We start from the raw sequence: 14,915 nt of genomic DNA on the forward strand, positions 1-14,915 counted from the left end.
TTATATTAAATGGGCAGTCCTGAAAATCACATTTTTTTACATAATACTATAATTCTGCTGACAAGCCGTTAATAAACCTCTCTTATAGTTAATGGTGCAATCCAAAAAATAGATTTATGTGGAGGTCATACCGTTTGAAGAAGATCACCCGATTTATTCTGCCTTTATTTATGTCCGTCGCCTTCCTTAGCGGCTGCGGCAGCAATGCTGCTGTCAGCAATCCCGGAACAGATGCTGCGGCGAACGCATCCGCCGATCAGCAGAACCAGGCTGAGAACGCGCCGAAGGTCGAAGGTTATGTACCGGAGACGCTAACCGTGCAATTCGTTCCATCCCAGAATGCCGATACCCTTGAAGCTAAAGCGAAGCCGCTGGAAAAGCTGCTGAGCGACCGCCTTGGCATTCCTGTCAAAGTCAGCGTATCGACCGATTACAATACCATTATTGAAGCGATGGCTTCCAAGAAAGTCGATGTCGGCTTCCTTCCGCCAACCGCTTATGTTCTCGCTAAAGAGAAAGGCGCAGCCGATGTCATTCTGCAAGCCCAGCGTTATGGGGTACAGGATGATACGGGCGCTCCGACTGAGGAGCTCGTCGACTTCTATAAAGCCATGATTATCGTCAAGAAAGATTCCCCGCTCCAGTCCGTAAGCGATTTGAAAGGCAAGCGCATCGCCTATCAGAACGTCACATCCTCCGCGGGCTTCGTATGGCCTGCCGGCAAGCTGATGGAATCGGGGCTCGATCCGCTTAAAGACGTGCAAGCCATTACGGTTAAAGGACATGACCAGGGCGTGCTCGCCGTATTGAACGGAGATGTTGATGCCGCAGCGATTTTCCAGGATGCCAGAAATGTCGTAAAGGGCGACTATCCAACGGTATTTGAGGATACACGGGTGCTGGCGTTCACCGAGCCGATTCCGAACGATACGGTTTCCATCCGCACGGACATGAACGCAGAGTGGAGCGAGAAAATCGCCAACGCCTTCATCGATATCGGCAAGGATGAAGCAGGACGCGCGATCATTCAGGAAATATACTCGCATGAGGGTTATGTGAAATCGGAAGACAGCACCTTCGATATCGTGCGTGAATACGGGGAGAAAGTGAAGACAGAGTAAGCTGACCATTTGGAATGGGGAACCTCTGGAACACCGTACGAAAAATGAGCAAGCCAGTTGGAGTGCTGCCGCACTGTGACTGGCTGTGCTTGTTCTTAGAGAGACTTAGAGCTGTTAAGCGGAATTGTTCGATAAAACTATTATAAGGAATGATCATTTACGTGATAGAGCTTACAAATGTATCCAAGACTTATCCCAACGGAACAAAGGGTCTAAACCAGATTAGCCTGTCCATTTCCCAAGGCGAGTTTGTCGTCATCGTCGGACTGTCGGGGGCAGGCAAATCAACGCTGCTGCGCGCGATGAACCGGCTGCATGACATTACCGAGGGGGACATCCGCATCGGCGGCAAGTCGATTACGAACGCATCGGGGCAGCAGCTTCGCAGCATTCGCCGCGATATCGGGATGATTTTTCAAAGCTTCAATCTGGTTAAACGCTCTACCGTCCTGCGCAACGTGATGGCCGGACGGGTCGGCTACCACTCTACGCTGCGGACCATCCTGGGTTTATTCCCGAAGGAGGACACCGATATCGCCTTTGAGGCGCTTAGCCGGGTCAACATCGCCGAGAAAGCCTACGTTCGGGCCGACCAGCTGTCCGGCGGACAGCAGCAGAGGGTTGCTATTGCCCGCGTGCTCGCCCAGGAAGCCAAGATTATCCTCGCTGATGAGCCGGTCGCCTCTCTTGATCCATTGACGACGAAGCAGGTTATGGACGATTTAAAAAGAATCAACCAGGAGCTCGGCATTACGACGATCGTCAATCTGCATTTCATCGATTTGGCCAGAACCTACGCCACTCGGATCATCGGGCTCAGAGCGGGAGAGGTCGTTTTTGACGGCCCTGTGTCCGAGGCAACGGACGAGGTCTTCGCCTCCATTTATGGACGGCCGATTCAACAGGATGAATTGCTGGAGGAGCGGGTCGTATGAACGCCAAGCCAAGCGTTCCTATCCACACCCGCCCGAAAGCCCCTAGCCGGTTAAAGCATGTGCTGACGACGGTTATTATCCTGCTTCTTCTCTGGGGAAGCGCAGTGCAAACAGAATCGACGCTCAGCGAGCTTGTAGCTGGCCTGCCCAATATGCTTGATCTGCTGCGGGAAATGTTTCCGCCGAAATGGAGCTATTTCAGCCATATTACCGAGGCCATGCTCGAGACAATTCGCATGGCCCTCGTAGGGACGACGCTCGGAGCGATCGGCGCTATTCCCGTCGCCCTGCTGTGCGCCAGCAATTTGGTCAAATCCCGCTGGGTTTATTATCCGGTGCGGTTCCTCCTTAATCTCGTGCGTACGATCCCGGATTTGCTGCTGGCCGCCCTGTTCGTCGCCATATTCGGGCTCGGTCCGCTGCCGGGCATATTTGCCCTGGCGGTGTTCTCGATGGGGCTCATCGCCAAGCTGACCTATGAAGCGCTGGAGACGATCGATAACGGCCCGCTGGAGGCGATGACCTCTGTCGGCGCGAACACCCTGCAGCGAATCGCTTATGGCGTCATTCCGCAAATTCAGGCGCATTTCGCTTCTTACGTGCTTTATACCTTCGAGATTAATGTGCGGGCGGCGGCTATTCTCGGCCTTGTCGGCGCCGGGGGCATCGGGCACTATTACGAAGTGACTTTAGGTTTTCTGGAATATGACAAGACCAGTGTCATCATTATTTTTACATTAGCTATCGTGCTTGTGATCGACTATGTGAGTATGAAGCTTCGGGAGAAACTGCTATGACAAAACCAGGAAACGAAATCAGGCGCAAGCCGAAGAAACGAGCCTATCGGTGGCTCATTTACGCCGCGCTCGCCATTATTTATATATGGGCATTCGCCGGCATCCCTTATACCGGCATCAAAGAAACGGCCGGGCAGATTACGAAGGCGATCATAGCCGGGATCTTCTCGCCGGATTGGGATTACGTGTATTTGCCCGACGGTGAAGATTTGCTGCGAGGGCTGCTGGATACGCTGGCCATTTCCATGCTCGGCACCTTTATGTCGACGGTCATTTGCATTCCTTTTGCCTTCTGGGCAGCCACCAATATGAGCTCATCCCGATGGGTATCCGGCTCCGGAAAAATGATACTGAGCTTCATCCGTACTTTTCCAGAGATTATTATGGCCATCCTGTTCATCAAGGCGGTCGGCCCGGGCTCTTTCGCCGGGGTACTGGCGCTTGGACTGCATTCCGTAGGCATGCTGGGCAAGCTGTTTGCCGACGAGGTCGAAAGTTTGGACAAAGGCCCCGTTGAAGCCTTGATCGCTTCGGGAGCGAGCCGCCTGCAAATCATGTGGTTCGCCGTGATCCCTCAGGTGCTGCCAGGTTTTCTGTCTTATACCTTATACCGATTTGAAATTAACGTCCGTTCCGCCACCATTCTCGGGATCATTGGAGCGGGCGGAATCGGAACCCCGCTCATTTTTGCCCTAAGCTCGCGAAACTGGGAGAGGGTCGGCATTATTCTGCTTGGCATCGTCGTCATGATTACAATCATCGACATGATTTCTGGTTCGATCCGCAAAAAGCTGGTATAATTCGTCACCTTGTGCAACATTTCCATAAACACTCCCGTCTTGGTTTGTAGAATTACTTACAATACAAGTCGAGAGGAATGACAATGATGAATACTACTTTGAGAACTTCGCTGGCCATGCTGGCTTTGTCCACGGCGATCTTAGCTTCTGGCGCTGCAGCGGCAGAGCCGGCAGCCAGCCAGCCATCGGCCTCAGCAAATATCGCGCCGATCGTTTCCTCGCCGCAGGCATCAGCTATCGCTATTGAAATCGACGGAACGCTTCTGCCTGGGGCGGCCTACCAAGCGCATGGCGGGGAAGCCACAATGCTGCCGCTCCGCGCTGTTGCGGAGCAGCTGGGTTATGCCGTGAAATGGAGTCAAGCGGATCATTCCGCCATCATAAGCAAGGACGATATGAGCGCAGCTGTTACGGCTGGAGCCAAGGAATATGGGGTTAACGGGAGCAGCGCCTCTCTTCCAGCCGCTCCTGAGTTAACGGAGGGTCAACTGCATGTGCCGTCCGCCTTTGTCGAGAATGCACTGCATGCCACCGTAGCGATCAGCGCCGGTTCCGTCTCTATTACAACGCAGGCGCAGCAGCCAGAGCAGCCGGTACAGCAGCAAACCGCCCAAACCACCGGCGTTATTACCGCCATTCAGGATGACGGGAAATACGCCTCGGTTCATATCCAGGGAGTCTGGCCTGACGGGCTTGTTCTGAAAGTCAGCGAGGACACCGTATATCAACGCGCTGACGGAACGAAGCTGGAGTGGCCGGATCTGCGGCTCGGGATGACCGTGAAGGCGGAGCATTCGCTAGCCATGACCCTCAGCCTACCGCCTCAGACGGGAGCCTACACCCTCACCGTACTAGATGCCGAATTGCCCGGCGACCTGCTCGGAACCGCAGGGACGATCGAGGAAATCCGCACGGATGAGCGAGGGCATGCCAGTTATCTGGTCAAGGGCCAAGGGTTGACCGACCTGTCCCAGAATGACATCGTTCTTCGGCTCAGCGACGATACGGCTATCGTGGATAAAGAGGGCAAGCCTGTAGAGCCGGGTTCCATCGAGCAAGGAACTAAGGTCATCGGGTTTTATCAGCCCGTCATGACGAAAAGCCTGCCCGCGATCAGCCAAGCAGTTAAAATTGTAGTAGAAACCGAGCTGCCGCAGCAGCCATAATGAATAAGAGACGCCCCGCAGTTGGAATCACTATCCACTGCGGGGCGTCTTGCCGTATTTCTATCCATTCTCCGCATGCATCTGCGGCCTTGGACGCGGTTGGCCCGCAGGCTCCCTCTGCTCAGGCGCGATCCCAGTGGCGATGAGCCGCGATGGCCTCAATGAAGCTCGCTGCAAAATTGCTGCCGCTCACCCCCGTAACGACACCCGGGCTGTTCACCATTTGCGGCTCCAGCCACTTCATGCCGCCCGCGGCTGCCCCAATCGGCTTATAATGCGAGTAAGCCTCCTGAATAAAGAAAGCCGCCTTCCGGTCCGAGTCAGCAGAAGCGAGCTCTCCGCCAAGTGCGTAAACCGCATCAAACAAGACGGAGTCAGCGGTCAGGAACGTATGAACGACCTCGCATTCCGTATTCTCCGATCCGTGGAGCACGCCAAGCTTGTCGCTAATGAATTCAGCCTGAACCCCTTCGGCGATCAGCGCATTCAGCACCGATTTCGCCTCGGCTCCGTCAAAACCCGTACCTACGATCACACCAGCCTTGCGGGTCCTCGGCGACTTCACCGTGTTCTCCTGGCTCAGCGCCGGGGATGATTTGCTGGACTGCGAACCCGCTCCCGAGGGAGGTATAACCCCAATCGCCTCGGCGACCGGAACAGCCAGCTTCAGGCTGACATTGCCGAACATGTCGACCACCTGCTGGCGTACCGACTTGCTCTTGACCTTGCCGAGCTCGAACGAAAAGGCGTCGATGATGTGCTGCTTCTCCGCCAGGCTCATACTGTTCCAGAAGAGCGTCGCCTGGGAGAAGTGATCCTTGAAACTCTCGCTCCGAGCACGGATTTTGCGGCCCTCGACCTTTTCCTGATAATGAACGTAGCCGCCTTCCGCCTCCGCCGCAGGCGACGGCGTATTCCCGGCCAACGAGTTATTATGATAACTGACCTGGCCTACATTAATCGTCTGGCGCCCATAGCCGTCCCGCTGATTGTTGTGGAACGGGCACACCGGCCGGTTAATCGGCAGCTCATGAAAGTTCGGTCCCCCAAGCCGGATCAGTTGCGTATCCGTATAGGAGAACAAGCGGCCCTGCAGCAGCGGGTCATTGGTGAAATCGATCCCTGGCACGACATGCCCCGGGTGGAAAGCCACCTGCTCCGTCTCCGCAAATACGTTGTCCACGTTTCGATTCAGCGTCATTTTTCCGATCAGTTGTACAGGGATGTCCTCTTCTGGCCACAGCTTGGTTGCATCGAGAATATCGAAATCGAATTTGAACTCGTCTTCCTCCGGGAGAAGCTGAACGCCCAGCTCATACTCCGGATAATTACCCTGTTCAATCGACTCCCATAGGTCCCGGCGATGAAAGTCCGGGTCTTTCCCCGCAATCTTCTGCGCCTCGTCCCAGACGAGCGAATGCGTCCCCAGCACAGGCTTCCAATGGAACTTCACAAAGTGGGCCTTCCCCTGTTCGTTAACGAACCGGAAGGTATTCACCCCGAAGCCCTCCATCATCCGGAAGCTGCGCGGGATGGCGCGGTCCGACATCGCCCACATGATCATATGCGCGGATTCCTGGTTGTTCGCCACGAAATCCCAGAATGTATCATGAGCCGTGGCCGCCTGAGGCATCTCATGATGCGGCTCGGGCTTCAGCGCGTGTATCAAATCCGGAAATTTGATAGCATCCTGGATGAAGAATACGGGAATATTGTTGCCGACCAGATCATAGTTGCCTTCCTCGGTATAGAACTTCGTCGCAAACCCCCGTGCGTCACGCACCGTCTCCGCCGAGCCGCGGGAACCTGCAACCGTAGAGAAGCGGACGAACACGGGAGTTACAGTCCCGGGCTCCTGCAGAAATTTGGCTTTTGTGTACGGCTTCATGGATGTATATAGCTCAAACTCCCCATGAGCCGCGAATCCCCGTGCGTGAACGACGCGCTCCGGGATGCGTTCATGGTCGAAATGCGTCATTTTCTCCCGGAAATGAAAATCCTCCATCAGTGTCGGGCCCCTCTCCCCTGCCTTAAGGGAGAATTCGTCCTCCGAGACGCGCAGGCCCTGGTTCGTCGTCATCTTCTGGCCTTCATCATTCACGCGAAACTGCTCCAACTGCTCCTGCTTGCGATTGCCGCCTGATTTGTGCTGCTCATCCATAACACTGATTCCTCCCCGATCGAGATCGTTAGTCAGCGTACAGAGTACGTACGCTAACCTTTACCCCAATGGGAGTCCCGGCAAACAAATATCCTTGCATGCCGGGCTGTTCCAGATACAAGCGCTGATCCGTTAGTGATTCTTAACGTTCCCCACGGCACCCTTATGAATGGGATACACCTTCAAACATACCGACACTATATCAATCGCAGTCACAATGGCCACGATAGATATCAGCCAGTGTTGACCCCCGCCCCAGGCCGTCTGAACCCATTGAAACGCCTCGCTGCCCGGAGTCAAAATACTTAACTGCACCAGTTGATCTACAAAATAAGGGTTCCAAACCTCAGAATCTTTGAACATAATTACCAGCAAAATAAATGTGAGCGCATTTAATGCCACATGAGACAGCATCACACCGCGCGTCCATTTGCCGAAAATCATCTTGACCGATTCCTTCAGGATGCTAAGCGCTGTAAGCCCCCAGATGAGCGGTAAATACCGGGCAAAGTTCTCTACATTGAAAATGGGCACGACCTCCCTGAAATTCTCCCGAAACACAATCACTCCGATCAGCTCTACGGAGAACGTGAACAATACGGCGAACAATACGGAGAAAATAATCCCCACGATAGGCTCGCTGCGCTTAATGAGCAGCCTGCGGTCAGGGATCTCCGGCAAGTCGGCAAGAGACCATTCCCGCTTGCTTTTGTTCAGATCCTCCGGCTTCACGCCAGCATATTCAATAATGGCAAAGGTAACGGTCACCCAAGCGAAGCCTTGCATACCAATGGTTATGATCGATACGATATATGAAATAAATTGCTGCAGCGTCTCCGCTGGCGTAATGAGAGCTTCAACAGCGAAGCTCACCGAAAGCCCGATGCCAATAGAGATCAGGACAATTCGCAGTACCGAGATATAAGCGTCGAAAAATCCGGGGCCAATCAAATATCTTGGCCTGGCGCGGTATTGATCCGCCAGCTTATGCGGACTTCCCAGCTCCCGGAGCACTGCCTCAATGTCCTCATCCGTCACCGGCCCGCCCTGCGTGCGCTCGTCCAGCATGTCCTCAATCAAGCCCTCCAGCTCCAGCCTGATGTCCTCCCTCTGTCCTTCGGGCAGCTTCTGCGTTACGGCATAAATATACCTCTGAACAACATCCAAGAGTCACTCCTCCTCAAAAATCAATTCAAGTCCAGCAAACCTTCCACACTTCGGTTCAATTCCTTCCATTCCGTGCATAGCTGCCGGTACACCTCGGTTCCGAATTCGCTCCGCCGGTAATATTTCCGCGGCCGACTCTCCGTCGTATCCCACTCGCTGTCCAGCAGCCCCTGCTTCTCCAGTCTTCTTAGCAAGGGATACAGCGTGCCGGGGTCAATAGACATACCCTTCTCTTCCAAGATCATCACCAGCGAATATCCGTACTGGGGCTCTGACAGCTGGCTGAGCACGCCAATAATGATCGTTCCCCTCCGCAGCTCCTGCAGTAATCCATTCACGACCTCTTGAATGTCAGTCATCTTATCAACTCCTGCTCCCAATATACTGTATGGCGCACACTATTGTAAAGTGCATAATATTATTGAATTTATAGCCTCATAAAAAAAGCATGGGCAAGATCCAGGGATCTTACTCATGCAAGGCAGGCTGGACATGATTCAATTTATAGGGATTAAGCAGCAAAAATAAATTTTGGATGCGGTTCGATCCGCTTGCCCATTGGAAGCATAATATGCCCTTCAATTGGCCTTCTAACGTAAAGACAAGGTTTATCTCTCCGTTCACCTCTGTCAACACAGCTTCCCACCTGCGCAATTCCTTAAATGCTTTCGGCGAAGTCAACAAAGCCAGCACACGCCTCCGGCTTGTAATCGGAAAAATAGCGGAACGAGTGTAGCCGCCCCCGTCGGTGATCATTGCCGCGTCTTCAGAGAGCAGCTCCAGCAGCTCCTCCATCTGGTATCGCTCGAAAGCGGCAATAAACCGCTCGATCAGCTTTCTTTTGTTCCCCTGATCCAGGGTAGGATGATCGTCAATCCTTATTTCCTCTGAATTGAGGCTCTTCTTCGCCCGGCTGCATATTTTGCGGCAATTGCTCTCCGATTTGCCCAGCATCTCTGAAATCGCAGGATAGTCGTACTGAAATACTTCCCGAAGCAGGTAGACCGCCCGCTCCATCGGGGTAAGGCGCTCGAGCATGACCAGATAGGCATAGGAAATGACGTCCTGCCGCTCCAGTGTCCGCTCGGGAGAATCGTAGTCAGAGACGAGCGGCTCCGGAAGCCATTCTCCGACATATACTTCCCTTTGCTTCCGTGCTGACCTCAATACGTTCAGGCTGCGATTCGTAATTCCTTTTGCCAAATAGGCTTTGACATCTCGAATTTCAGTCATATCCTTGGATTGCATCTCCGCAAACCAGTCCTGAACCACATCCTCGGCGTCAGATACAACGCCCAGCATCCGATAGGCGATGGAAAAAGCATATGTCCGATAATTCCGGTACAATGCATCGATGTCCATCCCGGTTCGCACGGAACGAGCATCCTCATTCTGCAATGGCTGCACCAAGCCTGCACCTCCTCCTAACGCCAAAAAGAAGCCCGGGAAGGCTTCCTTTCGGCATTTCCTATGTTATTTTACCATTTTATGACTTGAAGCAGCCAGGGAAAAGCCCTGATGAGATGGCTAGGCGATTCCAGCTGTTAATCGTATTTATGGCAATCAATAAATCTACGTACTCACTCTCGGTAAAATACTGCCTCACCTTCTCATAGACCGGCTGCGGCACTCCTTCAACCGAAATATTCGTCACGCATTCCGTCAGCTCCAGAGCGGCCCGCTCCTGATCCGTGAACAGATGCGGAACTTCCCGCCATACGCTGAGCAGCAAAATCCGGTCGGCATGACTCCCCATCGCCATCAAATCCTTAGCATGCATATCCAGGCAGTAGGCGCATCCATTGATTTGAGACGCGCGAAGCTTGATCAGCTCATTCGTAACGGGATCTACACTGCTCTCCCTGGTGTATTTCTCCAGTGTGGACATCGCTTGATACGCTGCCGGGTTAGCCTTCTGAAAATTCAACCTTAGACTCATTAATCCATCTCTCCTCATCATGTGATACAGAGTAGACAATGGAGCCCCCGATTTTGTGACACCTTCCCCTTCCTGAATTGACGCCTTTGCCTGTAATAGCTACTATTTGGAGTGGGAGGTGTTATAAGCATGACGACATTATTGCTGTTCGGAGCAGTCATGATGTTCCTAGCCGTTGCTTTAGGGGCGTTCGGAGCCCATGCATTAAAGAAGAAGCTGTCCGAGGATATGATGAAAATTTTTCAAACCGGGATCCAGTACCACATCGCTCATGCGCTCGGCTTGCTGCTGTTAGGCCTGATTTCTGCGCAGACCGAATCGGCGTCACTGATTGTGCTGGCTGGCTGGTTCCTGTTCGCGGGCATCATCCTGTTCTCAGGCAGCTTGTACGCGCTGAGCCTGACAGGCATCCGAAAGCTAGGAGCGATTACGCCGCTGGGCGGCGTGGCCTTCCTGATCGGCTGGGTAATTACGGCGATCGCGGTAATTTAACCGGCGTGTCCTCCGGGTTCAGCAAGCCATACTTCGACTTAACCCGGGTAAGGATTCGCATCCATACTCCGGAGAATAGCGTAAGAAAGAAAACATTCGACAACGCGTGGGCCAAATCGAAGTAGAAGCTGGCGACATAAGCCGACACGAATACCGGCCAGGACAATTGATCATAGAAGCCGATCAGGAACCATAAATTCATGATCCAGCCGAACAGAAATCCCCAGAGGAAGCCGAAGAGATTTCTGCCCCACATCCGTTTCATCCATAACGAGTCCTTAAGCAGTCCTGCCGTGAACCCGATCATTCCCCAGCAGAACATCTGCCACGGTGTCCACGGCCCTTGACCCAGGAATATGTTCGATACGACGGCGGCGATGCTGCCCACCAGAAACCCCGTCTCGGCTCCAAAGGCGAGCGCCGCCATAATAATGACAAAGGACGTCGGCTGCACACTGGGGAGCGGCGCAAATGGCACGCGGCTCACGGCCGCGATCGCCCCCAGCATTGCGACAAGCAGGATCTCCTCCGTCCGCAGCCTTTTTCTCTCGAAGCGGATAAAAAAGGGAATGATCGCCAGCCCGATAACCAGGAAGCTAAGCGGGAGATAATACTCCTCGAACCATAACACGGCAGCCAGCAGAACAATCACTGCAATGATGCAGCCGGCATAGACAAAACGTTTTATTTTTCCCATGGCATCCCTATATCCTTCATGGTAATCGCTGCGGGGAAGAAATCGCCCGCCGTACGATGAATAATTGTCGTGTAAAAGTAATTGTCCCGCAAAAAGTTCCTCGTCTCATCTATCGCAACCAGCTTGCCGTCAAACAGCAGCCCGCAGCGTGTCGCGTTATTGGCCGCAAATTCGATATCATGACTGACCATCAGAATCGTTGTGCCCTTCCCGCGGATGGCATCAAGCTGTGCCGCCAGCTTCATTTTGGAGGTGGGATCAAGCCCCTTTGTCGGCTCGTCGAGCAGCAGCAATCGCGGCTCTGCCAGCAGGACGAGAATCAGCGCTGCCTTTTGCTGCTGTCCTCCGCTGAGGTCTAACGGATGCTTGTCCAGCGATCCCTTGAGCTCAAACAGCTCCAGCAGCTCGTCTAACCGCTCCTGCCTGCTCATAGCAAAAGTTTGGCCCTGCTGGTATCCCTTGCCGGAGCCTTGCTCCAGCCGTTCGATTCGATCCTTGAACTGCGCCCCTACCGTATCCCGTGTGAAGTAAAGCAGCGGATTCTGGGCCACGTAGCCAATGAATTGGCTCCTCTCGGCGATGCTGCTGCGCAGCAAAGACTTTCCCTCTAAAAAAATGTTCCCGCGCTGCGGTTTCCTGGCACCTGCGATTTGGTGAAGAAGCGTAGATTTGCCTGAGCCATTCCCGCCGAATAATGTAAAGAATTCCCCTTGATGAATATGCAGCGAACAGCCCTTCAGCACGAGAGGCGCATTTTTTTCATAGGTAAAAAACAGCTCCCTGCATTCCAACAAGGTCGTTCCTTGTCTTCCGGCCTGCTGTTCCGCTTGCTGCTTCACTGCCTTCTCTGCGTTTAACGGAACGGTTAATGCTGCGGCTAGCGATTCGTTTGACGTATCAGCAGAAGCTGATGATATCTCAGACGACGATTGAACCTGGTTTGCAAGCACCTTAGCATACTGGCTGACCCATTGCCGCCCCGCCTTGACGGTAAGTGGAATAGGCGCTTCCGTCCCCCTCCGGGCAGCCTCTCCGCCGGCTCCTAGAAATAATCGGCAGACCGCGGGCAGATAGGGGATAAAAAATTCATCCCGACCGCTCCAAATTTTACGGATGACTTCCTGCGGAGCACCAGCGTAAGCCACCTCCCCCGCCTTCAGCATGACAACTTGGGTAGCAAGAGGGAATAGCTCTTCAACTCTATGCTCGCTAATAATGATCGTAATAGACAGCTCTTCGTTGATCCGGGCAAGTAATTGAATGAACTCCTTGGCGGCAATCGGGTCAAGCTGTGCCGTCGGCTCATCCAGCAGCAGTACTTTGGGCCGTAAAGACATCACGGAAGCCAGGTTCAAAAGCTGCTTCTGGCCTCCGGACAGCTCATGCACCCCCAGCTGCAGCCAGCCCTGCATGCCGAAGAACTGAACGAGCTCGCCGATTCTCCGCTGAATCTGCTCGGCAGCGTAACCCAGGTTCTCCATCGCGAAGGTAAGCTCCTGCCATACCGTATTCATGACGATCTGACTGTCCGGATCCTGAAAGACCATTCCGATTTCTTCGATGGAATGCCTTGTATCCAAATCGTCCTGCAAGTTTCCCCGGTACCGTATTTCTCCCTGCCGATGTCCTTCCGGCCTAATCTCCCGCTTCAGCTGGCGAAGCAGCGTCGTCTTTCCCGATCCCGATGGTCCGCATAATAATACAAAGTCTCCCTCTTCAACGGTGATATTTATATCCGTCAGCATCGCTTCTGATGCTTCCGGGTATTGGAAGCTTACATGTTCGATCTGATATAGCGCCAATGCAGCCACTCCTTCCCATTCATCACAAGGGGGATGGCCAGGAATACAGCATAACTAAGCAAATGAATTCCCAGCTGGGACGACCACTGCCATGTCTGAAGCCGGGGATATACTTCATAATGATTTACGCCAAACAAAGCGCCGATCACGATATTCAGCCCCGTTATGATCATCATCCACAGCACGAGCTTGTCCCGGCGATCCATCCGGTAGACTGTGCCGCTGCTTCTTGGCCCGATCCCATAACCTCTTGCCCTCATGGAGCCGGCCGTCTGCAGCGCTTCCTCCAAGGACCAGCCGACGAGCGTATGCATCGTCTCCATCCCCTCCCGCATCAGATGCTTCTTGCTTCCTCCGGGGTGCAAATAACCCATTGCCCTCTGAATCGTCATGATTTGCTGCAATCTGCGGGTCAGCAGGGGGACGAAGCGAAGTGTTACAGTAATTACAAAAGCCGTTCGCGGTGCGTACGGCGTAAGCAGATACAGCAGCTTGTCCGGCGTCACGACCAAATTAAAAGCAACGAAGGCGAGCAGCAGGTTAAGCAGCGATAAGGCAAATATCGCGCCATACACGATGGCTTCCATCGTAACTGGACGGTCCCAGGCATAGAACAGGATCGTGGCTCCCCGGCTGGAGAAAAACGGATTCGAAATAAATATGACAAAGGCGATGAGCAAGTAGCCTTTAATTACTTTTTTCAAGGCCCTCCCCCCATCGAGAGAGAAGAGAAGCGCTACAACGCACACGAAGGATACCAGCGAATATACAGGGTGCTGGAACATCATGCAGGCTCCCAGCAATACGAGGAAGTACAGCATGCTTAATTGCGGATGCAGTCCTGTAAACCCATAGACCATATCAGCTCTTCCCATCCCATAATCCGTCTTCTGCGCCTGCGCCCAGATCTTTGCCTAAGTCTTCCGTGTACAGCCACCGAATGTCATCGCCGGGGCTCAGCGGCCATATTCCCGCGCTCCGGTTCGGGAATTTGCCGTTGACACTGTACATCCATCCGCTGCCCGAGCCTTTATCAAATTCATACAAATTGTCAATGCCCTGCACGTAAGCTGTCGCTCCGCTTCCGGTATACTCCATTTGCAGCTTCTGGCTGCGGGTAGCCTTCTTCAGTACGTCCAGTACGGTCTTGGAATCGCCGATATCTACCTCAATCGTCCCCATAATTGTTCCAATATCCGGTGATCCAACGATTGTTAACGTAACGGAATCGCTGGAGCCGGCTGCTGTCTCCTTGGCACTGTCTTTGCTGTTCGCCCCGGTACTTGGCGGCGTAGAAGATGCGGCTGTTTCCGAACCGCTAGGAACGGATTGAGGCGCAGCACCCTCAGCTGCGTCAGCCATTTTATCCTCATCGGCCCGCTTCCCTTCACCGGTTTGACTGCCTGCCCCCGCTTCCTTCCCGGCTGGCTCTTCCGCCGTTGCTGCTAACCCACCGGCCGTGCCTTGTGCAGCGCCCTTGTCACTGGATTCAGCGGGTGACGTCTCTCCTCTGTCCTCAGGCTGCAAAGCTGAAGACGGCTTTTCCTTGTCCGGTAGCGCCTCTTGTATCGGGTTGGCCTCCCCGTTCTCCGAAAAGTAGTTCCTGGAGTCTGCTTCGGCAGACTGAGCCTCATTACGAGACGCCCCGACAGATGCATTACCAGATGCATCACCGGCCGAACCAGTCCGCTCCGGGTTGCCACTTCCGTAGAACCACACCGCAGCTAATACGATAGCGATCACGGCCAACAGCCCGAAAAGCTTGTTTCTACTCTGCCATACTGTCCTGCTCCATTTCGGCATATGCCCACCCCAAGCTATGATAATCGTATAAATAG

Annotated in this window: 15 protein-coding genes; 6 read left to right on the forward strand and 9 right to left on the reverse strand. The window is 53.6% G+C overall.

Annotated elements, in window-relative coordinates; all coding sequences use genetic code 11:
- Positions 1-134: 134 nt before the first annotated feature.
- The 5 genes from MKX50_RS23770 to MKX50_RS23790 all read left to right on the forward strand — a co-directional run bounded on the left by MKX50_RS23770 (position 135) and on the right by MKX50_RS23790 (position 4,819).
- Positions 135-1,121, forward strand: a complete 987-nt coding sequence (locus tag MKX50_RS23770) for a phosphate/phosphite/phosphonate ABC transporter substrate-binding protein (protein WP_339157925.1) — start codon at positions 135-137, stop codon at positions 1,119-1,121.
- A 161-nt stretch (positions 1,122-1,282) separates the two neighbouring features.
- Positions 1,283-2,056, forward strand: a complete 774-nt coding sequence (gene phnC / locus MKX50_RS23775; protein ID WP_339157926.1) for a phosphonate ABC transporter ATP-binding protein — start codon at positions 1,283-1,285, stop codon at positions 2,054-2,056.
- On the forward strand, positions 2,053-2,853 hold the full coding sequence (phnE, locus tag MKX50_RS23780; protein WP_339157927.1) for a phosphonate ABC transporter, permease protein PhnE: 801 nt from the start codon (positions 2,053-2,055) through the stop codon (positions 2,851-2,853). Before phnC ends, phnE (MKX50_RS23780) begins: the two co-directional genes overlap by 4 nt.
- Positions 2,850-3,653 carry a phosphonate ABC transporter, permease protein PhnE gene (phnE, locus tag MKX50_RS23785; RefSeq protein ID WP_339157928.1) on the forward strand — a complete coding sequence of 268 codons (804 nt, stop codon included), beginning with the start codon at positions 2,850-2,852 and terminating at the stop codon, positions 3,651-3,653. Before phnE (MKX50_RS23780) ends, phnE (MKX50_RS23785) begins: the two co-directional genes overlap by 4 nt.
- Before the next feature lie 83 nt (positions 3,654-3,736).
- Positions 3,737-4,819 (forward strand): copper amine oxidase N-terminal domain-containing protein, encoded by a 1,083-nt coding sequence (locus MKX50_RS23790; RefSeq protein ID WP_339157929.1) that lies wholly within the window; start codon positions 3,737-3,739, stop codon positions 4,817-4,819.
- Positions 4,820-4,940: 121 nt separating this feature from the next.
- On the opposite strand, the gene MKX50_RS23795 is transcribed toward MKX50_RS23790, so the two are convergent.
- From MKX50_RS23795 to MKX50_RS23815, 5 genes are all read right to left on the reverse strand, one after another.
- Positions 4,941-6,980 carry a catalase gene (locus tag MKX50_RS23795; protein WP_213591313.1) on the reverse strand — a complete coding sequence of 680 codons (2,040 nt, stop codon included), beginning with the start codon at positions 6,978-6,980 and terminating at the stop codon, positions 4,941-4,943.
- Positions 6,981-7,112: 132 nt separating this feature from the next.
- Positions 7,113-8,147, reverse strand: a complete 1,035-nt coding sequence (locus MKX50_RS23800; protein WP_213591315.1) for a hypothetical protein — start codon at positions 8,145-8,147, stop codon at positions 7,113-7,115.
- A 20-nt stretch (positions 8,148-8,167) separates the two neighbouring features.
- Positions 8,168-8,506 (reverse strand): PadR family transcriptional regulator, encoded by a 339-nt coding sequence (locus MKX50_RS23805; protein ID WP_155612287.1) that lies wholly within the window; start codon positions 8,504-8,506, stop codon positions 8,168-8,170.
- Positions 8,507-8,615: 109 nt separating this feature from the next.
- Positions 8,616-9,554 carry a sigma-70 family RNA polymerase sigma factor gene (locus MKX50_RS23810; protein ID WP_339160243.1) on the reverse strand — a complete coding sequence of 313 codons (939 nt, stop codon included), beginning with the start codon at positions 9,552-9,554 and terminating at the stop codon, positions 8,616-8,618.
- 79 nt (positions 9,555-9,633) lie between these two features.
- Positions 9,634-10,086 carry a carboxymuconolactone decarboxylase family protein gene (locus tag MKX50_RS23815; protein ID WP_339157930.1) on the reverse strand — a complete coding sequence of 151 codons (453 nt, stop codon included), beginning with the start codon at positions 10,084-10,086 and terminating at the stop codon, positions 9,634-9,636.
- 129 nt (positions 10,087-10,215) lie between these two features.
- Between MKX50_RS23815 and MKX50_RS23820 the strand changes: the two genes are divergently transcribed.
- A complete protein-coding gene (locus MKX50_RS23820) occupies positions 10,216-10,578 on the forward strand; it encodes a DUF423 domain-containing protein (RefSeq protein ID WP_339157931.1) in 363 nt (120 codons plus the stop codon).
- Here the strand turns inward: MKX50_RS23820 and MKX50_RS23825 are convergent.
- The 4 genes from MKX50_RS23825 to MKX50_RS23840 are packed head-to-tail and all read right to left on the reverse strand — an operon-like array spanning position 10,556 to position 14,820.
- Positions 10,556-11,275 (reverse strand): ECF transporter S component, encoded by a 720-nt coding sequence (locus tag MKX50_RS23825; protein ID WP_339157932.1) that lies wholly within the window; start codon positions 11,273-11,275, stop codon positions 10,556-10,558. The genes MKX50_RS23820 and MKX50_RS23825 overlap by 23 nt on opposite strands.
- Positions 11,263-13,077 (reverse strand): ATP-binding cassette domain-containing protein, encoded by a 1,815-nt coding sequence (locus MKX50_RS23830; protein ID WP_339157933.1) that lies wholly within the window; start codon positions 13,075-13,077, stop codon positions 11,263-11,265. Before MKX50_RS23830 ends, MKX50_RS23825 begins: the two co-directional genes overlap by 13 nt.
- The gene (locus MKX50_RS23835; protein WP_339157934.1) at positions 13,050-13,952 is read right to left on the reverse strand and encodes an energy-coupling factor transporter transmembrane component T; all 903 of its coding nucleotides are present in this window, start codon (positions 13,950-13,952) and stop codon (positions 13,050-13,052) included. The genes MKX50_RS23830 and MKX50_RS23835 overlap by 28 nt, the downstream gene beginning before the upstream one ends.
- Complete coding sequence (locus MKX50_RS23840) at positions 13,939-14,820, reverse strand: DUF4430 domain-containing protein (RefSeq protein WP_339157935.1); 882 nt, start codon at positions 14,818-14,820, stop codon at positions 13,939-13,941. Before MKX50_RS23840 ends, MKX50_RS23835 begins: the two co-directional genes overlap by 14 nt.
- Positions 14,821-14,915 lie beyond the last annotated feature (95 nt).

Origin of the sequence: Paenibacillus sp. FSL W8-0186, assembly GCF_037969765.1 — a bacterium.
Lineage (GTDB): Bacteria > Bacillota > Bacilli > Paenibacillales > Paenibacillaceae > Fontibacillus > Fontibacillus woosongensis.